Genomic DNA, 23023 nt, shown 5'->3' with positions numbered 1-23023 from the left:
GACCATATCGGCATCGCGCTTATGATGGAACGGATTCATGGCAGCCGGGATCGGCGCCCCGGGGCGGCGGAAGACGAATTCTACCAAAGCGTCGGCGACTCCCGCCTCGTGCACATCGCGGCGCGATTGCTGTCAATGCCTATCGCAAAAGGGGCGTTCGGTTGGCGCGGCGCGTTTTGGCTTTCCGAAGCCAACCGCCCGATCAGGCCGCGTTCCGCATGCGACCCTGCACTGCCGCCGGAGCGGCATCGATGCGGAATTGCCTGATCAGCGTCATAAGCGCGTCGGCTTCGCTTGCAAGGCTGCCGGCATTCTTCCGGGTCATCTGATCCAGGCCGTGCGCAGTGCGCAACTCCGCTAGCTCTCGGCAGCAGACCTCTATGAAAACGAAAACGGCTCCGGAGTACGGAGCCGTCGTCTGATCTCGATTGCCTGTTGCGTCAGGCGGCGCGATACAGCGTGCCCTGAACATCGCCGTCGATCTTGAACTGGCGGATGAGCGTCAACAACGCGTCCGCTTCGTTTGCAAGCTCGCGGCTGGCCGCCGTCGTCTCTTCGACCATTGCCGCGTTCTGCTGCGTCATCTGGTCCATCTGGTTTACGGTCGCATTGACTTCCTGCAAGGCGCCGGACTGATCCTGGCTTGCGCGGGCGATCATCTCGACGTGCTGGCTGATCGTGACGATCTGGGCGCTGATCTTCCCCAGAACCGCCCCTGTCTCCTGCACGAACTGCGAACCGGAGCTGACTTCGGTCGTCGACTTGTTGATCAGGCCCTTGATCTCCTGCGCGGCAGCGGCGGACCGCTGCGCCAGTTCGCGGACTTCCATGGCGACCACGGCGAAGCCTTTGCCTGCGTCCCCGGCGCGTGCCGCCTCGATACCGGCATTGAGCGCGAGGAGGTTGGTCTGGAAGGCGATTTCATCGATCACGCCGATGATCTGCTCGATCTGGCGCGATGCGTCCTCGATGCGGCCCATGGCGTCGATCGCGTTCTTGACAACGGTTCCGGAGTCGTCGGCGCTGCGCTTGGCCTGGCGAACGATCTGGTCGGCATCCTTTGCACGCTCGGCCGACGAGCGGACGGTCACGGTGATCTGCTCGACGGCAGCCGCGGTTTCCTCCAGCGAGGCGGCCTGCTGCTCGGTCCGCTTGGAGAGGTCCTCGGCAGAGTGGGCCATCTGATTGCCGTTGCCCTGGATCATCTCCACGTTGTCGCGGATCTGGCTCATGGTCGCCTGCAAGCGCATCATCGAACCGTTGAAATCCTGGCGAAGCTGCTCGAGGCGGCCGATGAAGGGCGTGTCGATCGTCGTCGAGATATCGCCCTGCGACATGCGCTCGAGGCCGGAGGCAAGGGCATTGACTGCGAACTCGATCTGACGGTCCATCTCGCGCTTTTCGGCATCGTTGCGCTGGCGCTCGTGTTCCGTGGCGACCCGCTCTTCCTCGCTCTGCTCTTCGATCCGGATCTTGGAAATCGCATTTTCCTTGAAGATGCCGAGCGCACGCGCCATGTCGCCGATTTCGTCGTAGCGCTGCTCGCCGGAGATGCTGGTGTCGAGCGCGCCGTCAGCGATGCGGCGCATGGCCGCCGTAATCTGGCCGATCGGACGCTGGAGCGTCAGGACAAGCGCGATGCCGCCAATGATGGACAACAGGATACCGAGGCCGGTGGTGAAGACCGAAATTCCGTTCGCCTGGGTACGTTCGGCGCCTGCGGTCTGCTTCTGCAGCTCTGCAAACGAGGTCAGCTGGCCCCAGACGGTATCGAGCTTGTCGCGGGCAGAAGCGTAGTCGGCGATACGCTGGTCGATCGTCTGAACGAGAGTGAGCGCATCCTTATCCATCGAGGCAAGTGCAGGCGACATCGCCGCAACGATATCCTCGGCGAAATTCATGCCCTTGGCACTGGCCAGCAGCGTGTTCATGCTGCTGCCGAGGGTCGCAATGGTCTGATGCAGACGGGCGCGGTTGTCCTTGTTCGGTTTGGCGACGAATTCGCCGAGGACGAGTTGCAGGGAGTAGATTGCGCTTTCGAGCCGGCGCGTGTCTTCCAGCACCGAGTTGGCCTGTGCGATACGGCTGTCGAGCGCAACGAAGGTTGTCGTCGCTTCGCGCATCATCTGTGTTGCCGTCAACTGGGTATAGGTCGACATCTGGCGGAAGCGGGAAACGAGCCGGCCGAGATTGGCGATTGCTTCATCGGTGGCCGCATCGGCAGCGGTTGCCTGCGCCTTTACATCGCTGATCGTCTGCGCCAGCGACTGGGTCATGCTCTTCTGGTTCTGCGGGACGGAGATGTCGATCAGACGCTCCGCCTTTGCAATCGCCGGAAGCGCGTCCGTGACGACCTTGAGCTTGTCGGCAGGTGCCTGTGCCTTGCTGAAATCCCCCATGATCGTCGCAAGCGTGTCCCCGCCCTTCAGCAGCCGGTCGGCTGCGCGCAGGGTTGCCGTCGCATTGCTTTCGTCGTTGCGGATGTTCTCCTGAAGCTTCTGCGCATCGTAATTGACGTCGAAGCGGCTTGTTATGATCGCCTTCTGAGCATCGCCGATCGACGCCTGCAGCGCCAGTTCCTGCTCATGCAGGGTCCAGAGCTTGCCCACCGTGTCGGCAATGCCGGCGGTGCCATCGGCTGCAGCCTGGAGATGGTCGCGGCCGGCGTTGTCGCCAATCTGCTTCAGCGTGGCGCTCAGCGTATCCTGCTGCGCTGCGATGTCGCTATAGAGCTTGTCGCGCGCATCCTGGTTGGTAATCCGGAGGAAGGCATCCATGGAACCGTAAAGATCCTTGAAGCCGCTCAACGATTGAAGGACGCTATTGGAGATTTCCATTCGTCCCTGGAGCAGGCCCGAGGCATAAAGGCCCGTCAGGCCGACCGCGGAGATGCTCACGACGAATGGCAGCACAAAGATCAGGACCTTGGTCTTGATTTTGAAGCGGGAAAGAATCTTATCAATCAACATGGCGGTTCCGGCCTTCCATATACCACTCCTCCCACCGGCTGGTCAAAACCGGCTGAGTGCATCGAGCTGTTTTTTGGAACAATGGGAATCGCGAGCGTGCGCCCGGACGGCATTCATTGCCTCTTCGCTCCACGCGCAACGCGGAAGCGCCCATAAATCATCTACCAAGTGTTGCAGAGGATGTGTTAATTTTCGGATAAGCGAACGGGGCCGAAACCGACAATCAAATCGATTTATGCGACAGGCCGGGCGGCAAGCGCGGCAATAGCGGCCGCCTCTCTACGCCTTTGGAAAAGCTGTCAGAACGCCCGGGCCATAAGGAGCGCAATTATCGCGGCCGAAGCGCTGGCGGCAAGAACGAGATAACGGATGGCGACAAGTTTGCTGTCAGGCTTTGCCTGGGCAATTGCGATGGCGCGGGCGCGTCGTGTGTTTCTGTTCATCGGCAGAACCTCACTTCTCTCTGGCATAACAATCCAACAAAATACTTTGCTGGTAAAGCATTATTTAGGAAGCCCTTTTCAGCTTGTCATTGAGACAGGATGGCGCACCCTAATTAAGAACTATTGAATCTCCTTCGTTGTTTTGTCCCTACAAAGATTCACCTGCGGCAAACCCCGAAGCCCAGGCCCATTGGAAGTTATAGCCGCCGAGCCAGCCCGTCACGTCCACGCATTCGCCGATGAAGTAGAGGCCGGCGACCTCCTTGGCCTGCATGGTGCGGGAATCGAGGGCCGTCGTGTCGATGCCGCCGAGTGTGACCTCGGCGGTGCGGTAACCTTCCGAGCCCGACGGTTTGACCCTCCAGTTCTGTGCCGCATCGGCCAGCCGCGTCAGCACCCTGTCCGAAAGGTCGGCCATGTTGCCTGAAACGGCCGTGCGTTCGGTCAGATATTGCGCCAGGCGCTTGGGAACGATCTCGCCCAACGCGGTCTGTGCCGATTGCCGGCCGTTTGACCGCTTTGCCGTCTTCAGGTGAGCCAGAAGATCGACGTCCGGTTCGATGTCGATCGCAATCTCGTCGCCTTCCCGCCAATAGGACGATATCTGCAGGATCGCCGGTCCGCTGAGGCCGCGATGGGTAACGAGCAACGCCTCGCGAAAGGCTGTCTTGCCATGGCGGATCTCGGCAGGCGCGGAAATGCCGGAAAGCGTCGCCAGGCTTTCGAGCATGGCCTGGTCAAGCGTGAGCGGCACGAGGCCGGGACGGGTCTCGATCAAGGGCAGGCCGAACTGCTCGGCCACGCGATAGGCAAAGCCGGTAGCCCCCATCTTCGGTATCGACTTGCCGCCTGTTGCGATCACCAAGGATTCGCATTCGTAAGCGCCTTCCGACGTCGATATGCGGAACCCTGTGGCGCTTTTCTCGATGTCGCCGATGTCGGTCCGCAGGTGCAGCGCCGCGCCGGCACCCTTCATCTCGTCCAGGAGCATCCGGATGATGTCCTTTGCGCTGTCGTCGCAGAACAGTTGGCCGAGCGTCTTTTCGTGCCAGGCGATCCTGTGCCGGTCGACCATGGCGATGAAATCGGAAGGCGTGAATCGCGCCAGCGCCGATTTGCAGAAATGCGGATTGGCAGAGAGAAAGCTCTTCGGCGCGGAGTGGATATTGGTGAAGTTGCACCTGCCGCCGCCGGAGATGCGAATTTTCTCGCCCGGGGATCGCGCATGGTCGAGAACGACGACCGAGCGGCCGCGCCTTGCGGCGCGAATGGCGCACATCATGCCGGCGGCGCCTGCGCCGATGACGATTACATCGCTTTTCCGCTGCAAAATCTTTTCCCTTGCCGAAAGGCGTCTTCTTTTTTCCATCGGTGGGCGAAAGTCAACGTGCCCTCCCCTCGCCAATTGCCAAACTCCGGTTATTATGCGTTCAAGATCAACGCAAACCGGTGTGTCATGTCCCCAAAAAAGACGACGCTGAAGCCTGCCAGAAACGTGCCTGCCTCGAAGAAGACCCCTCCGGACCCCGGATCCCTGCGCGGCGTGGCAAACTGGAAGGAAGCAGCACAGTTCTTGAGGGCACGCGGCATCGAGGATATCGAATGCATCACGCCTGACCTTGCGGGCGTGCCGCGCGGTAAGATGATGCCGAGTTCCAAGTTCACCTCGAACACGTCGCTGGCGCTGCCGTCGGCAATCTACCGGCATACGATCTCCGGCGAGTATCCCGAAGAAACGGAGAGTTTTCGCTACGAACCGCGCGACAGCGATCTCAAGCTATTGCCCGATCTTTCGACACTCTCCGTCGTCCCGTGGGAAACCGATCCGACGGCGCAGGTGATCTGCGACATCGTCAGCGCCGACGGCGAGGAGGTGCCCTACACGCCCCGTAACGTCCTGAAGCGCATCATGAAGCTTTACGCCGATCGCGGCTGGAAGCCGATCGTGGCGCCCGAGATCGAATTCTATCTCGTGGCCAAGAACGACGACCCGGATTATCCCCTGCACCCGCCGAAGGGACGTTCTGGGCGCTCGATCCTGGGTGGCCAGGGTTATTCGATTGCCGGCATCAACGAGTTCGACGAGCTGATCGACGACATCTATCACTTCTCGGAAAAGCAGGGCCTCGAGATCGATACCCTGATCCACGAGGAAGGCCCGGCGCAGCTCGAAATCAACCTGCGCCATGGCAATCCGATCGAGCTTGCCGACCAGGTGTTCCTGTTCAAGCGGACCATCCGCGAAGCGGCGATGAAGCACGGCATCTATGCGACCTTCATGGCAAAGCCGATGCAGGGCCAGCCCGGATCGGCGATGCATATCCACCAGTCGATCGTCAATGTGGAGACGGGGAAGAACATCTTCTCCAATCCGGACGGATCGCCGTCGCGCGAGTTCTTCCACTTCATCGGCGGCATGCAGAAATACGTGCCGAGCGCCTTGTCGATGCTTGCGCCCTACGTGAACTCCTATCGCCGCCTTACGCCCGACATGTCCTGCCCGGTCAACAATGCCTGGGGTTACGACAACCGCACGACGGCCTTCCGCGTACCCGTTTCCGATCCGCAGGCGCGGCGTGTCGAAAACCGGCTGCCAAGCTCCGACGCCAATCCCTACCTCGCGCTTGCGGCATCGCTCGCCTCCGGCCTGCTTGGCATCATGAAGGAGATCGAGCCGACGGCGCCGACCGAAGATGCCGCCAACGAAGGATCGATCGAACTTCCACGCGGCCTGCTCGAAGCCGTTGCGCTCATGGAAGGCGAGCCCGCCTTCGAGGAGATGTTCGGCAGGGAGTTCATTGGCCTCTATGCCGGCGTCAAGCGTGGTGAGTTCGAGACCTTCATGCAGGTGATCAGCCCATGGGAGCGCGAGTTCCTGCTGCTCAACGTGTAGGAGGGCGCCATGACATCGCAGGAGACGTGGCAAAGCCCGATTGCGCCCGGGATTTCCCTGTATCAGGCAACAGTCGGCGAGCGCCCGACCTACCCGGCGCTCGACGGATCGAAGACATGCGACGTCGCCATCGTCGGCGGCGGTTATACCGGGCTGCAGGCGGCCTACAATCTCGCCAAATCAGGTGCTTCGGTCGTGCTTATCGAAGGCTGCCGCTTCGGTGACGGCGCTTCGGGGCGCAACGGCGGCCAGCTCGGCACGGGTCAGCGCTGGTGGCCCGAAGAGATGGAGGAGAAAATCGGCTACACGAGGTCGAAGGCGCTTTTCGACCTCGCGGAGTCGGCCAAGCGGCATCTGCTCGATTTCGCAACCGATCACCAGATCGACATCGACTTCATGCCGGGTCAGATGAACGTCGCCCACAAGGAGAGCTACAAGCGCGCCTATGCCGACAATGCGGAGATCGCGGCCCTCCGGTACGACTATCCGCATCTCAGCTTCATGGACAGGCAGGAGACGCAGGAGCGCCTCGGATCAAACCGCTATTTCTGCGGCGTTCGCGACACGGGCACGGGGCATATCAATCCGCTGAAACTGCTCGTCGGCCTGGCGCGCGTCGCAGCCAACGCGGGTGCCGAGATCTTCGAGATGACGAAGGCCACGGCGATCCGGCAGGGCAGCGGCAAGGTGACGATCGAAACGCCGCAGGGACAGATCGTCGCCAGCAGGGCGCTGATCGCCTGCAATGCCTATATCGAAAATCTCGAGCCGGTCACGGCCCGCCACGTCATGCCGATCCGGTCGTTCATCGGGGCCACCGCGCCGCTCGCCGACCACCCGGATGTGCTGGCGGGCGGGGAAGCCGTTGCCGATTCGCGTTTCGTGGTGCGCTATTTCCGCAAATCGAAGGATGGACGGCTGCTGTTCGGCGGTCGCGAGGCCTATACGGCCGACAACCCGCGCGACATAACGCAGCACATCCGCAGGCAGATTGCCGAGATTTATCCGGCACTTGGCAACGTCGAAATCACCCATGCCTGGGGCGGCTCCGTCGGCATCACCATGCCCCGTCAGCCATTCGTGCGCGACGTGATGCCGGGGGTGACCTCCATCGGCGGATATTCCGGGCATGGGGTGATGCTTGCGAACTACTGCGGCAAGCTCTACGCCGATACCATCCTCGGAAAATCGGCGGATCTGGACCTCTTCAAATCGCTCGACGTACCGGCGTTTCCCGGCGGCGCGGCGATGCGTGCACCGCTGCTTTTCCTGGCACTTTCGTGGTTTGCGCTGCGCGACAAGTTTTAGTCAGATTGCGGATTTCCTCGCGCGGCAATTCGATCTAAAACCACTTCCTGACAGATTCATTGCAGCGCACACTGGCTTTTTTAAATCGATTAGATTAAACAGCCAACAACCAGTCTGATTGAGAGACATCCTCATGAGCAGCCAAATCATCCCTGTTGAACCCTTCGATTATGTCGTCTTTGGCGGCAGCGGCGACCTTGCTGAGCGCAAGTTGCTGCCGGCGCTGTATCACCGTCAAATCGAGGGCCAGTTCACCGAGCCGACGCGCATCATCGGCGCATCGAGAAGCCCGCTGACGCACGAAGAGTATCGCAAGTTCGCGCAGGACGCGCTGAAAGAGCATCTCAAGACGGGCGAGTACGACGAGAAGGAAGTGGCGAAGTTCCTCGAGCGACTGTTCTACGTTCCCGTGGACGCGCGCTCGGATGCCGGCTGGGACCAGCTGAAGAAGCTTCTCGACGAAGGCAAGGATCGCGTCCGCGCCTTCTATCTCGCCGTCGCTCCCGGAATTTTCGGTGATATCTCGCAGAAGATCCACGACCACAAGCTGATCACCAAGACGACCCGGATCGTCGTCGAAAAGCCGATCGGCCGCGATCTTGCCTCTGCCCTGCAGCTCAACGACACGATCGGCAGGGTCTTCAAGGAAGAGCAGATCTTCCGCATCGACCACTACCTCGGCAAGGAGACGGTGCAGAACCTGATGGCGCTGCGCTTTGCCAACGCGCTCTATGAGCCGCTGTGGAACGCCAACCATATCGACCACGTCCAGATCACCGTGGCAGAGTCCGTCGGCCTTGAAGGCCGTGCCGGATACTACGACACCGCTGGCGCTCTACGCGACATGGTGCAGAACCACATCCTGCAGCTTCTTTGCCTGGTGGCGATGGAAGTGCCGTCCTCGATGGATTCCGAAGCCGTTCGCGACGAAAAGCTGAAGGTTCTGCGCGCGCTGAAGCCGATCGACGCGTCGAACGTCGAGCAGAACACCGTGCGCGGCCAGTATCGCGCCGGCGCCTCCGGCAACGGCCCGGTCAAGGGCTACCTCGAAGAACTCGAAGGCGGCGTGTCGAACACCGAGACGTTCGTCGCGATCAAGGCTGAGATCGGCAACTGGCGCTGGGCAGGCGTTCCCTTCTACATCCGGACGGGCAAGCGTCTCGCCGGCCGCATGTCGGAAATCGTCATCACCTTCAAGCCGATCCCGCACTCGGTCTTCGACCAGTCCGCCGGCCGCATCAACCAGAACCAGCTCATCATCCGCCTGCAGCCCGACGAAGGCGTCAAGCAATCGCTGATGATCAAGGATCCTGGCCCGGGCGGCATGCGCCTGCGCAACGTTTCGCTCGACATGAGTTTTGCCGAGGCCTTCTCGGTTCGCAATCCGGATGCCTATGAGCGCCTGCTGATGGACGTCATCCGCTCGAACCAGACGCTGTTCATGCGCCGCGACGAAGTGGAGGCGGCATGGCAGTGGGTGGACCCGATCCTCAAGGGCTGGGAATCGACCGGCCAGAAGGTTCAGGGCTATACTGCCGGCACCTGGGGTCCGAGCCAATCGATCGCGCTCATCGAGCGTGACGGCCGTACCTGGCACGACGACATCTGAGAGGGTTGAGAGCGATGGCAGCGACCATGCATGCTTTTGCCGACGCCGCGGAACTGGCGCGCAACCTTGCGGACAAGGTCGCCGCATCGCTTTCGACGGCCATCACGACACGCGGGACGGCTGTCATCACCGTTTCCGGCGGATCGACGCCGAGAGCCTTCTTTCAGGAGCTCTCGACGAGAGACATCGACTGGAGCAAGGTGACGATCACGCTCGTTGACGAACGTTTCGTACCGGCAGACAATGAGCGCTCCAATCACTTGCTGGTCGCGAGCAACCTGTTGCGGAACAAGGCGAAGGCGGCGAAGTTCCAGCCGCTCTATCAGGCAGCCGGTTCGGTCGAGGAGGCCGCAGCGCTTGCAACTGCCGCGACGCAGGCGATCGGCAACCCGTTCGACGTGGCCATCCTGGGCATGGGCGGCGATGGTCATACGGCATCGTTCTTCCCCGGCGGCAGCAACCTGAAGGTTGCCCTGGACCCCACGACGCCGCGCGGCATCATCACGATGGAAGCCGAAGGTGCCGGCGAGCCGCGCCTGACCTTCACGTTTTCCAGCCTCCAGGATGCCGGACTTCTGGTGCTCCACATCGAGGGCGAGGGAAAGAAAGACGTGCTGAGGAAAGCGGAAGGCGCCGGCGACGAGGCAGACATGCCAATCCGCGCCATTCTGCGCCGGGCAGCCTCGCCGGTCGACATCTACTGGGCTCCCTAGGCAGCCAGGCACGGAGCCGGCGAACAGACAATCGAAGACTAGACAAAGGCAGGATCTCCCATGTCCGCTCACTCACGCATTGCTGCGATTACCTCTCGGATCGTCGAACGCTCGAAACCGACCCGCGGCCTCTATCTGGAGCGCCTGCGCAATGCGGCCTCCAAGGGCGTGAGCCGCTCGACGCTCGGCTGCGCAAACCTTGCCCATGGCTTCGCAGTCTGTTCCCCCGCCGAGAAGGACGCACTTGCGGGCGACCGCGTGACCAACCTCGGCATCATCACGTCCTATAACGACATGCTTTCGGCGCACCAGCCGTTCGAGACATATCCGGCCATCATCCGTCAAGCGGCGGCGGAAGCCGGCGGCATCGCGCAGGTGGCTGGAGCCGTTCCCGCCATGTGCGACGGCGTGACCCAGGGCCAGCCGGGCATGGAGCTATCGCTCTTCTCGCGCGACCTCATCGCCATGGCTGCCGGCGTCGGCCTGTCGCACAACATGTTCGACGCGGCGCTCTTCCTTGGCGTCTGCGACAAGATCGTCCCGGGCCTTTTCATTGCCGCCCTCTCCTTCGGGCATCTGCCCGCCATTTTCGTTCCGGCCGGGCCGATGACGACGGGCCTGCCAAACGACGAGAAATCGCGCGTTCGCCAGCTCTATGCGGAAGGCAAGGTCGGGCGCGCCGAACTGCTGGAAGCGGAATCCAAGTCCTATCACGGGCCGGGCACCTGCACCTTCTACGGCACGGCCAATTCAAACCAGATGCTGATGGAGATCATGGGCTTCCACATGCCCGGCTCCTCCTTCGTCAATCCCGGCACGCCGCTGCGCGAAGCCCTGACGCGCGAAGCCGCAAAGCGCGCAATTGCCATCACCGCGCAGGGCAACGAATTCACGCCCGCCGGCGAAATGATCGACGAGCGCTCGATCGTCAACGGCGTCGTGGGTCTGCACGCGACCGGCGGCTCGACGAACCATACGCTGCATCTCGTCGCCATGGCACGCGCAGGCGGCATCCAGCTGACCTGGCAGGACATTGCCGAACTATCGGAAATCGTGCCGCTCCTGGCGCGTGTCTATCCAAACGGGCTTGCCGACGTGAACCATTTCCACGCCGCCGGCGGCATGGGCTTCCTGATCAAGCAACTTCTGAAGCACGGCCTGCTGCATGATGACGTCCGCACCGTCTACGGCCAGGGACTGCAGGCCTACACGATCGACCCGCGCCTTGGCGAAGACGGAAATGTCGTGCGCGAGCCCTCCCCCGAAAAGAGCGCCGACCCGAAGGTTCTCGCCAGCATCGAAACGCCTTTCCAGGCCAATGGCGGCTTGAAGATGCTGCGCGGCAATCTTGGCAAGGCCGTCATCAAGATCTCGGCAGTCAAGCCGGACCGCCATGTCATCGAGGCGCCGGCAATCGTCTTCCACAGCCAGCAGGAGCTGCAGGACGCCTTCAAGGAAGGCAAGCTGAACAAGGATTTCATTGCTGTCGTCCGGTTCCAGGGCCCGAAGGCCAACGGCATGCCTGAGCTGCACAAGCTGACGCCGCCGCTCGGCGTGCTGCAGGACCGTGGCTTCCGCGTGGCACTCCTGACCGATGGGCGCATGTCGGGTGCCTCGGGCAAGGTTCCCGCCGCGATCCACGTGACGCCGGAAGCCGTCGATGGCGGACCGATCGCGCGCATCAAGGACGGAGACATCATCCGCCTCGACGCGATTGCCGGCACGCTGGAGGTTCTTGTCGATGCCGCGGATCTTGCGGAACGCGAGGCCGTCGTGGCTGACCTGTCCGACAACGAGTTCGGCATGGGCCGCGAGCTTTTTGCGCCGTTCCGCCGTGCTGTCGGTGCGTCCGATCGGGGTGCGAGCGTCCTTTTCCACTAGGTGATGCGCTCGGCTGCACGCCGATCTCTGGCAATCCAGAAACAGCCCGCGAGCTTGCCTCGCGGGCTTTGTCAATCAGTGGGTGAAGATCAGCCGCGGATATCCAGCACGCGGTCGCGGTGCGCCGGATGGGTGCTGTAGACGAAGATCTTGTTGAGTTCCTTGTCCGTGAGCAGGCGAAGGAAGCGGACCTCGATCGTATTGTTCGCATTCACGCGCATCAGCATGCAGCCGACCTTGGTGATACGAGCGTCGGGGATATCCAGATAAAACTGCTTGGGCAGGCTGAACTGCGTGAGGATGGCAAGAACTGCGCTGCTCTTCGAAATGCGGATGATATCGCAGCGGCGGGACGCCATGTTCAGCACGCCCTTCTCGGTATACTCGAGACGCGCTGCGTTCATGGTGTCCTCCATCTTGAACCGCACCTCGCGGTCATACATGAAGGATTCTTCTTTGTTCAGAAAGTGTCCCGAAGGCATTGGATTGAATGCAGCCACCGCCGTAGTCCCCTAAGTAAGCACCGGGGAATCTTACCAATCGAACCTTTAACAGAAGGTGAGAGAGATGTTGCGATTTGGGCCGCTTTTGCAAACGACCCAAAAAAAGCCACAGCTTACTTGCGGTAGGTGCGACCGTCGGCATCGAACAGATGCAGTTTCGACCGGTCGGCCGAGAAATGCATCTTCTGACCCTTCCTGACATCGGTGATGCCGGGCAGCTTGACGATGATCGGTTCGCCCTGAACGAGACCCTCGATATACAGCAATGTCACTTCACCGAGCGCTTCCACGATCGACACTTCGCCCTCGAACAGGTAGTCGTCCGTTGCACCGGCGATGCGCAGGTCTTCCGGGCGAACGCCGAAGCTCGCGGTCTTGCCTTTTTCGGAAGTTGCGGTCGGGATGTCGAGCGTTACCGACTTGCCGCCGGTGAGCGTGACCGTCGTGGTGCTGCCGGCGTCGGTAATCGTTGCCGGGATGACGTTCATGGCCGGCGAGCCGATGAACTTCGCGACAAAGAGATTGGCCGGACGTTCGTAGAGTTCAAGCGGCGCGCCGACCTGCTCGATGTTACCGGCCGACAGCACCACAATGCGATCCGCAAGCGTCATCGCCTCGACCTGATCGTGGGTCACGTAGATCATCGTCGTGTCGGCCATCTGCTCATTCAGGCGAGCGATCTCGATGCGGGTTGCGACGCGAAGCGCTGCGTCAAGGTTGGATAGCGGTTCGTCGAACAGGAAGACCTTCGGATTGCGGCAGATGGCGCGGCCGATCGCAACGCGCTGGCGCTGGCCGCCCGAGAGTGCCTTCGGCAGACGGTCGAGATACTTGCCAAGCTGCAGGCTGTCGGCCGCCGCGCGGACGCGGCGATCGATTTCCTGCTTGTTTTCACCGGCGATTTTCATACCGAACGCCATGTTGTCGTAAACGGTCATGTGCGGGTAAAGCGCATAGGACTGAAAGACCATGGCAATGCCGCGCTTGGAAGGCGGCACGTCGTTGACCAGTTGGCCGTCGATATACATATCGCCGCCCGTGATGTTCTCAAGGCCGGCGATCATGCGCAGCAGGGTAGACTTACCGCAGCCCGACGGACCGACGAAAACAACGAATTCGCCCTCCTTGATCTCCAGATCGATGCCGTGGAGCACGTCCACGGAACCGTAGGATTTGCGAATATCCTTGAGCGTCAGTCCAGTCATTGGTTCCTCCTCCAGGGTTCCTTACGCGAGACGAGCGAAATACGCTCCCCAGGCCGGAATATCGATTTTGTCGCCATAGTTATTGCTGACGAAACCATGGCCCGTCAACGCCTGCCAGTCGCCCGCCGGCAAAACCACGTCGCTTTCGACGGCGCTCATGTTGAATATGCATAGCAGCTTCTCGTTGCCATGCTCACGCGCGAAAACGAGCATGTCGCCCTGCGGTTCCATGAACTCGATTTCGCCCTTGGCAAAGGCCGGATGCTGCTTGCGGAACGCGAGGAAGCGGCGGTAGTGCTCAAGCGCCGAGTTCTCGTCGCCCTGCTGGACGCTGACGGCCCGCAGGATATGTTCGACGGGGACCGGCAGCCAGGGTTTTACGGTCGAAAAGCCGCCCTGGGCGACCTGAGAGTCCCAAACCATGGGCGTGCGGCAGCCGTCGCGTCCCTTGAATTCCGGCCAGAACTGGATGCCGTACGGATCCTGCAGGTCCTCATAGGCGAGGTCCGCTTCCGTCAGGCCGAGTTCTTCACCCTGATAGAGGCAGACCGAGCCCCGGAGCGTCATCAACAGCGATGCAAACTGCTTGGTGAAGGCCTCGCGATCGGCAACCAGCGAACCCCAGCGGCTGACGTGGCGCATGACGTCATGGTTCGAGAACGCCCAGCAGGCCCAGCCGTCCGGAGCGGCAGCGGCAAAGTCTTCCATGACCTCTTCGACGCGTTCCGGCGACAGCGGATCGGGCGCCAGGAACTCGAAAGCATAGCACATGTGCATCTTGTCGTTGCCGGAGGTGTACTCACCCACGATCTCAAGACCGCGCTGGCTGTCGCCGACTTCCCCGACCGCGGCTATCGCTGGAAACTCTTCGAGAACGGCACGGAAGCGTTTCAGGAAGGCAATGTTTTCCGGACGGTTCTTGTCGTAGAGGTGTTCCTGGAAGTTATAGGGGTTCACGGCCGGTGCGGTCGATGCGTTGCGGCGCTCCGGTGCCAGCGCCGGGTTGTCGCGCAGCTGCAGGTCATGGAAATAGAAGTTGATGGTGTCTAGGCGGAAGCCGTCGACGCCGCGCTTCAGCCAGAACCGCACCACGTCGAGCAGCCGATCCTGGACCTCAGGATTGTGAAGGTTCATATCCGGCTGGGACGTCAGGAAGTTGTGCATGTAATATTGCATGCGCGTCGGATCCCACGCCCATGCGGAGCCGCCGAAGATCGACAGCCAGTTGTTCGGCGGCGTGCCGTCCGGCTTGGAATCTGCCCAGACGTACCAGTCCGCCTTGGCGTTCGTCTTGCTGGAGCGGCTTTCGACGAACCAGGGATGCTGGTCGGAGCTGTGCGAGATGACAAGATCGATCATCACGCGAATACCGAGGCGATGGGCCTCCGATATCAGCGAGTCGAAATCCACGAGCGTGCCGAAGATCGTATCCACGTTCTCATAGTCGGAGACGTCGTAACCGAAATCGCGCATCGGCGAGGTGAAGAAAGGCGAAATCCAGATCGCGTCTGCGCCAAGCGCTGCGACATGCGGCAGGCGGGCGGTGATGCCCTTCAGGTCGCCGATGCCGTCGCCGTTGGAATCCTGGAAGGAGCGCGGATAGATCTGGTAGATCACCGCGCCACGCCACCAGTCCTTGTCGGCCGTCAAAATGGATTGGGATGCCATGCTCATGTCTGGTCCTGTTAATTTAGTCTTGGGATTCTTCAGCCGCCCTTGACCGAGCCCGAAAGCAGTCCACGCACCAGATAGCGCTGCAAAGCGAAGAACACGAGCAACGGTACGATAATGGTGATGAACGCCGAGGCCGTCAGGATTTCCCAGTTGCCACCGCGCGAGCCCAGCAGCGCATTCAAGGCGCCGGTCAGCACGAGATGATCCCTGTCGGTGCCGAGGAAGACCATGGCGACAAGCAGGTCGTTCCACACCCACAGGAACTGGAAGATCGCGAAGGACGCGAGTGCCGGGAAGGACAAAGGCAAAACGATACGGGTAAAGATTTCGAACTCGCTGGCACCGTCGACGCGAGCGGATTCGATAATCTCCCTCGGCAGCCCCGCAATGTAGGAGCGGAGCAGGTAGATGGCGAGCGGCATGCCGAATGCGGTGTGCGCGAGCCAGATGCCAGGGTAGGTTTTCGACGGCGCGTCGAGCAGCGATCCGACCTGATTGTAGAGGCGCAGCAGCGGGATCAGCGACATCTGCAGCGGCACGACGATCAGGCCGACGACAAGCGCGATCAAGAGCCCTCGGCCGGGAAACTCCATCCAGCTCAGTGCATAGGCTGCGAAGGCCGCGATGAGGATCGGGATGATCGTTGCCGGGATCGTGACCGTCAGCGAGTTGATGAAGGACTGTCCGATGCCCTCGCTGGCCAGGACCGTCTTGTAGTTCTGCAGTGTGAATTCCGGCGGGGTGGCTACGGACACGTAGACCCGCCGGCCGCCGTCGTCAGGCCCAAAGGCGGCATTCTTCATGTAGCGATAGCTGCCGTCCTCGTTGACAAGCAGCGAGACGCCATCGCCGAGATCGGCGGTTTCGCCGGCCTTGTAGGCGGCCGGTTGCGCGACGCGCGTGCCGAATGCCCTGATAGACCGACCTTCCTGGCCCTGGAGAACGTTTCCGGCGATGACATAGACGGCGCCATCCTGCGTCTGCTGATCGGGCTGGCCGAGGCGAGACGCGACGGTTCGCGAGGAACCGGCAAAGGCGGTCCACCAGCCGGAGACGACGATCTGGTCCTTGTCACGCAACGCGCTGACGAAAATGCCAAGCGTCGGTATGAGCCAGATGACGACCACGACGAGAACGGTAAAGTGAACGAGGAGACGGGCCGGGCCGATCTTGAAGAAGCTTCCTGACAAGGTCATCTCAGTGTCCTCCCAGCTCGCGATTGGCGCGACGAACGTTCCAGACCATGATTGGAGTCACGGCCAGCATGATGATGAGCGCGATGACCGCACTTCGCCCGGAATCGCCGCCGCCGCGGAACAGCCAGTTGAACATCAGGTTGGCGAGTACCATCGTATCCCACTGACCATTGGTCATGGTCAGCACGATATCGAACACCTTGAGAACGAGAATGGTGATGGTCGTCCAGACGACGGCGATCGTTCCCCAGACCTGCGGCACCATGATGCGCCAGAAGATCTGCCAGCCGTTTGCTCCGTCGATGACGGCTGCCTCGATGGTCTCTTCCGGAATGCCGCGAAGTGCCGCGGAGAGGATGACCATGGCAAAGCCCGTCTGGATCCAGATGAGGATGATCATCAGGAAGAAATTGTTCCAGAAGGGTACCGAGATCCACACCTGCGGCGAGCCGCCGAAGAGCTGGACGATCGCATTCAGCAGACCGATCTGCGTGTCGTTGCCGCCGCGATATTCATAGATGAACTTCCAGATGACGGAGGCGCCGACGAAGGAAATCGCCATCGGCATGAAGACGATGCTCTTGGCGATGTTGCCCCACCAGATGCGATCGGTCATGACCGCGATGACGAGGCCGAAGAAGGTGCATGCCGCCGGGACGACAGCAAGCCAGAGGATATTGTTGAAGATCGACTGGCGGAATTCGCGGTCGGTCAGTGCCCACTTGTAATTGGAGAGACCGACGAACTCGACACCGGAGCGATCGTAGAAGGACAGGATCAGGGTCGCGACCACGGGATAGACGAGATAGACGACCAGAAGAAACAGCGCTGGAAACAGAAACAGCCACGGCCGGATGACCGAACGGCGGTTCAGGTTCTGCGACGCGGTTCGAATGTCGCCATCCTTCACCGGCAGCGCCAGATCCAGGAGCTTGTTCGAGAAATAGAAATAGGCCGAGCATGCGAACACCGCTACGACCACAACCCCCAAAGCGGAAACTATCTGCGATAGCATTCATCCCTCCCCTGCTACCCTTGTCTATTCAGGGCTAAACGCCGGCCTGCGTCAATTTTCTTGTCACCTTGGCGCATAAGGCGGCGATGGCCGGACGCCCCGAGGAGCATCCGGCCAGCATTGCGACCATGCCGCCGGGACCGGCGGCATGGATTCAGGCGATGTTACTTGATGCCGTCCCAGGCGCTCTGGATTTCCTTGGCGGTGTCCTGCGCGGACTTGCCGCCGACGAAATCAACCATCCCCGTCCAGAATGCGCCCGCACCGATCTTGCCCGGCATCAGGTCGGAACCGTCGAAGCGGAACGTCGTTGCGGTCGTCAGGATCTCGCCTTCACGCTTCATCTGATCGTTGGCGTATGCGGCCGTGTTGACGCCCTTGTAGGGCGTCAGGAAGCTCGACTGAGCCATCCAGACTTCATGCGCGATCGGTGTCTTCAGGAAGTCGACGAAAGCGCGAGCCGTCTTCGAGTCCTTTGCGATGGTGACGAGCGTGCCGGCGCCCAGAACCGGCTTGCCGAGTTCGGGATGCGAGGCGAAAGTCGGCATGTAGAAGAAGTCGGCATCCTGGCCGAGCTTCGTGCCTTCCGGGAAGAAGGACGGAATAAACGACGCCTGATGATGCATGTAGCACTTCGGCGGAACGGCGAAGAGACCCTTCGGGCTGTCGCGGAAGTCGGTGGATGCAACGGCCTTGACGCCGCCATCGACATACTTCTCGTTCTTCGCGATCTTGCCAAACTCGTCGATGACCGCAACGACGGACGGATCGTCGAACTTCAGTTCGTTCGTCGTCCACTTGTCGTAGGCTTCCGGCGGCTGCATGCGCAGCATCAGGTCTTCGATCCAGTCGGTTGCCGGCCAGCCGGTTGCGCCGCCCGAACCAAGGCCAATGCACCACGGAACGCCGCCATCCTTGACGATCTGATCCGTCAGGGCCTGCAACTCCTCCATCGTGGTCGGAACCTTGTAGCCCGCTTCCTTGAAGTTTTCAGGCACAAACCAGACCAGCGACTTCACGTCGGCCTTGTACGGGAAGGCGTAGAAGGCTTCCTTGCCGTCCTTGCCCTTGTATGTGCCATAGCCGACCCAGCTGTCGCCGGCGCCGTAGTTGTCCTTGACCCACTTGGAAGTATCGTCGCCCAGCGGCGCAAGGAAGCCCTTGCTGGCGAGATCGGCCAGGAGGCCCGGCTGCGGCAGGATCGCGATATTCGGCGGCGAGCCGGCCTGTGTATCGATGACGATCTGCTGCTCGTAGTTCTCCGACGACGAATATTTGGCATCGATGCCCGTCGCTTCGGTGAAGTAGGCGAGAATGCTGCGGAAGAACGCTTCGTCTTCGCCGCGCCATGGTCCGAAGATCGTCAACGGTTCACCCTTGAGATCGGCGTGAGCAGCCTTGAACTCGTCGTAGCTCTTCCAGTTGAACTTTGAATCTTCGCCCGGGGCAAACTTAAGATCGGCGGCGGACGCAGCACCGCCCAAAAGCGCCGCCATGGCAACGCCCATCAAAAATGTCTTTCTCATGTGATCAACCTCCCATCACAATCCCAACCACGCTTTGCATCTGTTCACATGCAAATTCCAAAGCGCTTTGACAACTCACTCATTTCACTCTCGACAGAAAAGAGTCAAGTCCTTTCGCAGAAACCGCTAAATCACGACCGAATATCGCATCGCAGCAACGCTTGGAGCCGAATATGGAGCGATTTTTCTTGAGTCAAGCGGCGCAACTGCTACATAATTAAAAGCGCTTTGGATGCCATTGGGAGATTGGCCTCCAAGGCGGGTGGAGGAAGCATAGCACGTGAATCTCAAACAGCTATCGGAATTGCTGGGCCTGTCACAGACGACGGTGAGCCGCGCGTTGAACGGGTATCCCGAGGTCAACGAGGCGACGCGCGAGCGTGTGCTTCAGGCAGTCAAGGAAACCGGTTACAGGCCGAACAAGGCAGCGCAACGGCTCGCGACCGGCAAGGCAGGGTCGATCGGCCTTGTCATGCCGACGGCACCCGGACACTATTCCGACGTTCATTTCGGCGAATTCCTGACGGGGCTCGGCGAGGAAGCCGTGCGGCACGATTTCCACTTCGTCATCATGCCCGCCGACCCCGACGACGAGATCGGAGCACTGCGGCGGCTGGCGATCAGCGGCAACGTCGATGCACTTTTCGTCGCCTACATGCGCGGCCACGACCCAAGGCTGCCGCTGCTGCAATCGCTCTCCATGCCCTACCTCGTCCACGGACGGTCCTACGGATCGGAACCAGACTACCCGTATCTCGACATTGATAATGAAGGCGCGTTCTACGATGCCTCAAAGCTGCTGCTGCAGCTCGGCCACACCAGGTTTGCCTTGATGAATGGGCCGGAGCATCTCGATTTCGCGATCAGACGCAAGCGAGGCGTTGTCGCTGCCCTGGCGGAGCGCGGGCTGGACCTTCCCGACACTTGCGTCAGCCACTCGTCGATGACGGACGAACAGGGCCAGTTTGCCATGGAGCATTTTCTGCAGCAGCCGGAGCCGCCGACGGCAATTCTCTGTTCGAGCACGGTATTGGCACTCGGCGCCATCCGCGCCGTCAACCAGGCCGGCCTGAAGCTCGGCGAAGACATTTCCCTGATCGCGCATGACGACGTGCTGCCGCACCTGAAGCCAGAAAACTTCTCCGTGCCATTGACGACGACGCGTTCTTCGCTGCGCGCCGCCGGCGTGCGGATCGCGCAACGACTGATCGGGACGGTCAAGCAGGACGGCGCCTATCCGGAGCAGGAACTGTGGAAGACGGAACTGATCGTCAGGGCTTCGACAGGCGCTGCCCCGCGCCTCGATCAGAACTTCGGCGGGGTCTGACCGGCAGCGCGATGCGCGGCGATCGTCGTGTTCGCCATCAGCATGGCGATGGTCATCGGGCCTACGCCACCCGGTACCGGGGTGATCACCTCAGCGACACGGGCCGCTTCCTCGAAGGCGACATCGCCGACCAGGCGCGTCTTTCCTTCACCCTTTTCCGGTGCGGCAATCCGGTTGATTCCGACATCGATGACCGTGGCGCCGGGTTTCACCCAGGCTGCCTTGACCATCTCGGGGCGACCGACGGCAGCCACCAGAATATCCGCATTGCGGCAGACCGCCGGCAAATCCCTGGTGCGGGAATGAGCGATGGTAACCGTGGCGTTGGCATTCAGCAGAAGCTGCGCCATCGGCTTTCCAAAGAGATTGGAGCGACCGATAACGACTGCATTCAACCCGGACAGGTCCTCGCCATGCGTGCGGCGCACGAAAACCATCGCGCCTGCCGGCGTGCAGGACACCAGCCCGGTTTCCAGATCGCCCGTCGCCAGCTTGCCGGCGTTGACCACGTGAAGGCCATCCACGTCCTTCTCGGGCAGGATGGACTGGATGATCCGCTCGGAGTTCAAATGCTTCGGCAGCGGCAGCTGGACGAGAATGCCGTGGATCGACGGGTCAGCGTTGAAGGACGCCACCAGTTCCGCCAGCTCTTCCTGTCCGGTTTCGGCCGGCAGCGTCTGCTGGACGGATTTGAAGCCGCATTCCTTGGCCATCCTGCTCTTGGAATTCACATAGGCATGGCTGGCCGGGTCGTCACCCACGATGATGACGGCCAGGCCGGTCTTGACGCCGCTTTGCTTCTCCAGTGCGGATGTCGCCGCCGTCACCGTTGAGATTACGGAGGCCGCCACCTGTTTGCCGTCGATTACTGTCGTCAAGACTGTCTCCTGCCCTTGCCTCGCCATTCTAGCCAGTGGCGTTCAGCACGATTTGCCTGCCAACGCCCTATCCTGCCTGAAACGAGAAATGCAAGTACAATCGTGTCGCAGCCACCGGACTGTCAGGATGCTGCAGCGTGCGACCGCAACCGGCCGCGCATGGCTGCGATCTCGGAGCGGATGATCTCGACATCATCCGGTTCGAGCGCATCCGGCGCCGGCGCGGGGATATCGACATGCGGTTCGGCGGCCCGCGTGGCGAGCGGAGATGCAGTCTCTTCAGACTTCTCCCTGCCCCTCCCCCATACTGCAGCCAGGCCGAAAACGAGGCCGGCAAGTGCGCCGACCAACGGCGCGAACCAGGAGACGCGTTCCGGGGAAACAGCGGAGACCTGCAGCACTCCAAGGAGCGCGACGTGGCTTCCGCCCAAGGGTACTCCCGCGGTGGTGATCCCGTCTTCCAGTCGCGCGCGAGCGGCAATGGCCTTGTCGCGGAGCTCGGTGAGCTTCGCGAGGTCGACGCCCGTATCCCTGCTCTGGGCGATCAAGGCGTTCCGCCGGTCGCTGAGCTGGCGCCTCGCGGCGACCGCCGACCTGGCCTCGTCGTTGGAATCGCGCGACAGCCGCGCAAGCTCTTCGCTGATGCTGCCACCCAGACCGTCGGCTTCCGCCTGCTGGGCGATCAGCCTCGGATGCCGCGGTCCGAGACTGGCGGCAAGCTGGGCCAGAGAGGATTTCGCGGCAACGTATCTGTCTCTCCGATCCTCCAGCGCCGGCGAGACGACGTCGGCGGGCAATGCGCCGCTCACCACATCGGCAACCTTTGCAGTCTTCAATCGATCCGCCCGCTCCTTGGCCGCGACCATCCGCTGGTCCGAGGCCTTGAGTGCATCGTCCGCATCCGCGATCTGTCGCTGCAGATCGACGGCGACCTTGACGTTTCCATCACCGGCCTGCTGCGTGAACGCGGCAAGCTCGGCTTCGGCGGCCTCACTGGCTTTTTTCAGGCCCGAGTCATCGCCGTCGGCAGCAGGTGCAGGGCGGGCAACCGCCGAAGCGAGATAGGCTGCAATGCGCGCGGATTTGTCGGCGCTGCCTGTCGTGACCGCGAAATCGATCGTTCCGGCGGCACCGTCGGAGGATGCCTGGATGGCAGCGGCAAGCGAGGCTTCTGCTCGCGAGGCGGGATCGATCGCCGCGCCGCTGGCCGACAGCAGGTCAACGGCAATATTGAATGCGCCTGTACCGGCGCCGGCGAATGCCGGATCGTGGTCCAGCTTCAGCGCCGAAACCGTGCCGGCAATCGTGCGCGGTGAGAGCAGCGCGTTTTTCGCTGCGTTGACGAGTGCCGGTCGGGCATCGGGTGCGCCGTCAACGGTCAGGACACCTTGCGCGCGGTAACCGGACGGCTCGACAGGAATGAGCATGCCGGCGACTGCACCTGACACGGAGAGAGCGGCAATCAGAATACCCGGCAAGAGCCTTCGCTGGCCAGAGGCGTTCTCGCTTGCCGGCGGGAGCTTCGACGCCGGTCGGACAGGACGTTCATCGAAGACTTCAACGGCGTCCCCGGCAGCGCGGCACGTTTCCGGAGCGGGCTCAGGGTCGTTCGCAGCCTCGATCTTCTTGCCGAGAATGGTCTCGATGCGGCTTACAAGAGGCGTGTCGGCATGGCGCTGCGCCTGCAGCGTGCGTTCGATAACGCGAAGCAGCTCGGCCTCCGGCGGTGGAATGTCTGTCGGGAGATCGGCGGAAGCGAACCCGCCCGCTCGATCCAGCACTCTGACGGGCAAGGGCAGTGATTGGGGCAGACGTCTCGGATAGGTGTCGCGCATCGCCAAATCTCGTGCAAGGAACGGTCGATCCCCATCGCAGTCGCGGAT

18 protein-coding genes are annotated in these 23023 nt (G+C 61.5%); 6 read left to right on the top strand and 12 right to left on the bottom strand.

What is annotated here, in order from left to right:
* Nucleotides 1–202: 202 nt before the first annotated feature.
* The 4 genes from ASC97_RS35875 to ASC97_RS01025 form a co-directional block, all read right to left on the bottom strand.
* Nucleotides 203–325, bottom strand: a complete 123-nt coding sequence (locus ASC97_RS35875) for a hypothetical protein (protein WP_274534132.1) — start codon at nucleotides 323–325, stop codon at nucleotides 203–205.
* A gap of 115 nt (nucleotides 326–440) precedes the next feature.
* Nucleotides 441–2969: a methyl-accepting chemotaxis protein gene (locus ASC97_RS01030; RefSeq protein ID WP_057466497.1), complete on the bottom strand. Its 2529-nt coding sequence runs from the start codon at nucleotides 2967–2969 to the stop codon at nucleotides 441–443.
* 299 nt (nucleotides 2970–3268) lie between these two features.
* Nucleotides 3269–3412 carry a hypothetical protein gene (locus tag ASC97_RS34540; protein WP_200959423.1) on the bottom strand — a complete coding sequence of 48 codons (144 nt, stop codon included), beginning with the start codon at nucleotides 3410–3412 and terminating at the stop codon, nucleotides 3269–3271.
* 148 nt (nucleotides 3413–3560) lie between these two features.
* Entirely contained in the window at nucleotides 3561–4781 is a 1221-nt protein-coding gene (locus ASC97_RS01025; protein ID WP_057466496.1) for an NAD(P)/FAD-dependent oxidoreductase, read from the bottom strand.
* Between the two features lie 87 nt (nucleotides 4782–4868).
* On the opposite strand from ASC97_RS01025, the gene ASC97_RS01020 reads away from it, so the two are divergent.
* The 5 genes from ASC97_RS01020 to edd all read left to right on the top strand — a co-directional run bounded on the left by ASC97_RS01020 (nucleotide 4869) and on the right by edd (nucleotide 11816).
* Nucleotides 4869–6305, top strand: coding sequence for a glutamine synthetase family protein (locus ASC97_RS01020; RefSeq protein WP_057466495.1), 1437 nt, complete (start codon nucleotides 4869–4871; stop codon nucleotides 6303–6305).
* A gap of 9 nt (nucleotides 6306–6314) precedes the next feature.
* Nucleotides 6315–7613 (top strand): NAD(P)/FAD-dependent oxidoreductase, encoded by a 1299-nt coding sequence (locus ASC97_RS01015; RefSeq protein WP_057466494.1) that lies wholly within the window; start codon nucleotides 6315–6317, stop codon nucleotides 7611–7613.
* Between the two features lie 133 nt (nucleotides 7614–7746).
* Nucleotides 7747–9222 carry a glucose-6-phosphate dehydrogenase gene (gene zwf, locus ASC97_RS01010; protein ID WP_057466493.1) on the top strand — a complete coding sequence of 492 codons (1476 nt, stop codon included), beginning with the start codon at nucleotides 7747–7749 and terminating at the stop codon, nucleotides 9220–9222.
* A gap of 14 nt (nucleotides 9223–9236) precedes the next feature.
* Complete coding sequence (gene pgl, locus ASC97_RS01005; RefSeq protein WP_057466492.1) at nucleotides 9237–9935, top strand: 6-phosphogluconolactonase; 699 nt, start codon at nucleotides 9237–9239, stop codon at nucleotides 9933–9935.
* Between the two features lie 60 nt (nucleotides 9936–9995).
* Nucleotides 9996–11816 carry a phosphogluconate dehydratase gene (gene edd, locus ASC97_RS01000; RefSeq protein ID WP_057466491.1) on the top strand — a complete coding sequence of 607 codons (1821 nt, stop codon included), beginning with the start codon at nucleotides 9996–9998 and terminating at the stop codon, nucleotides 11814–11816.
* Between the two features lie 89 nt (nucleotides 11817–11905).
* On the opposite strand, the gene ASC97_RS00995 is transcribed toward edd, so the two are convergent.
* The 6 genes from ASC97_RS00995 to ASC97_RS00970 all read right to left on the bottom strand — a co-directional run bounded on the left by ASC97_RS00995 (nucleotide 11906) and on the right by ASC97_RS00970 (nucleotide 18935).
* Nucleotides 11906–12259, bottom strand: coding sequence for a hypothetical protein (locus tag ASC97_RS00995; protein WP_057466961.1), 354 nt, complete (start codon nucleotides 12257–12259; stop codon nucleotides 11906–11908).
* A 173-nt stretch (nucleotides 12260–12432) separates the two neighbouring features.
* Complete coding sequence (locus ASC97_RS00990; protein ID WP_057466490.1) at nucleotides 12433–13524, bottom strand: ABC transporter ATP-binding protein; 1092 nt, start codon at nucleotides 13522–13524, stop codon at nucleotides 12433–12435.
* Between the two features lie 21 nt (nucleotides 13525–13545).
* Entirely contained in the window at nucleotides 13546–15198 is a 1653-nt protein-coding gene (bglA, locus tag ASC97_RS00985) for a beta-galactosidase BglA (protein ID WP_057466489.1), read from the bottom strand.
* Nucleotides 15199–15230: 32 nt separating this feature from the next.
* Nucleotides 15231–16394 carry a carbohydrate ABC transporter permease gene (locus ASC97_RS00980; RefSeq protein ID WP_057466488.1) on the bottom strand — a complete coding sequence of 388 codons (1164 nt, stop codon included), beginning with the start codon at nucleotides 16392–16394 and terminating at the stop codon, nucleotides 15231–15233.
* A 1-nt stretch (nucleotide 16395) separates the two neighbouring features.
* The gene (locus ASC97_RS00975) at nucleotides 16396–17409 is read right to left on the bottom strand and encodes a carbohydrate ABC transporter permease (RefSeq protein ID WP_057466487.1); all 1014 of its coding nucleotides are present in this window, start codon (nucleotides 17407–17409) and stop codon (nucleotides 16396–16398) included.
* 164 nt (nucleotides 17410–17573) lie between these two features.
* A complete protein-coding gene (locus tag ASC97_RS00970; RefSeq protein ID WP_057466486.1) occupies nucleotides 17574–18935 on the bottom strand; it encodes an ABC transporter substrate-binding protein in 1362 nt (453 codons plus the stop codon).
* Nucleotides 18936–19215: 280 nt separating this feature from the next.
* Between ASC97_RS00970 and ASC97_RS00965 the strand changes: the two genes are divergently transcribed.
* Nucleotides 19216–20262 (top strand): LacI family DNA-binding transcriptional regulator, encoded by a 1047-nt coding sequence (locus ASC97_RS00965; protein ID WP_057466485.1) that lies wholly within the window; start codon nucleotides 19216–19218, stop codon nucleotides 20260–20262.
* Here the strand turns inward: ASC97_RS00965 and folD are convergent.
* Together folD and ASC97_RS00955 are read right to left on the bottom strand one after the other, a co-directional pair.
* Nucleotides 20241–21140 (bottom strand): bifunctional methylenetetrahydrofolate dehydrogenase/methenyltetrahydrofolate cyclohydrolase FolD, encoded by a 900-nt coding sequence (gene folD, locus ASC97_RS00960; protein ID WP_057466484.1) that lies wholly within the window; start codon nucleotides 21138–21140, stop codon nucleotides 20241–20243. The genes ASC97_RS00965 and folD overlap by 22 nt on opposite strands.
* 122 nt (nucleotides 21141–21262) lie before the next feature.
* The gene (locus ASC97_RS00955) at nucleotides 21263–22975 is read right to left on the bottom strand and encodes a hypothetical protein (RefSeq protein WP_057466483.1); all 1713 of its coding nucleotides are present in this window, start codon (nucleotides 22973–22975) and stop codon (nucleotides 21263–21265) included.
* Nucleotides 22976–23023 lie beyond the last annotated feature (48 nt).

It is taken from the genome of Rhizobium sp. Root1203, from assembly GCF_001424945.1.
Classification (GTDB): domain Bacteria; phylum Pseudomonadota; class Alphaproteobacteria; order Rhizobiales; family Rhizobiaceae; genus Rhizobium.
The sequence above is the reverse complement of the archived record's forward strand: the minus strand, read 5'-3'. Positions and strand labels throughout refer to the sequence as shown.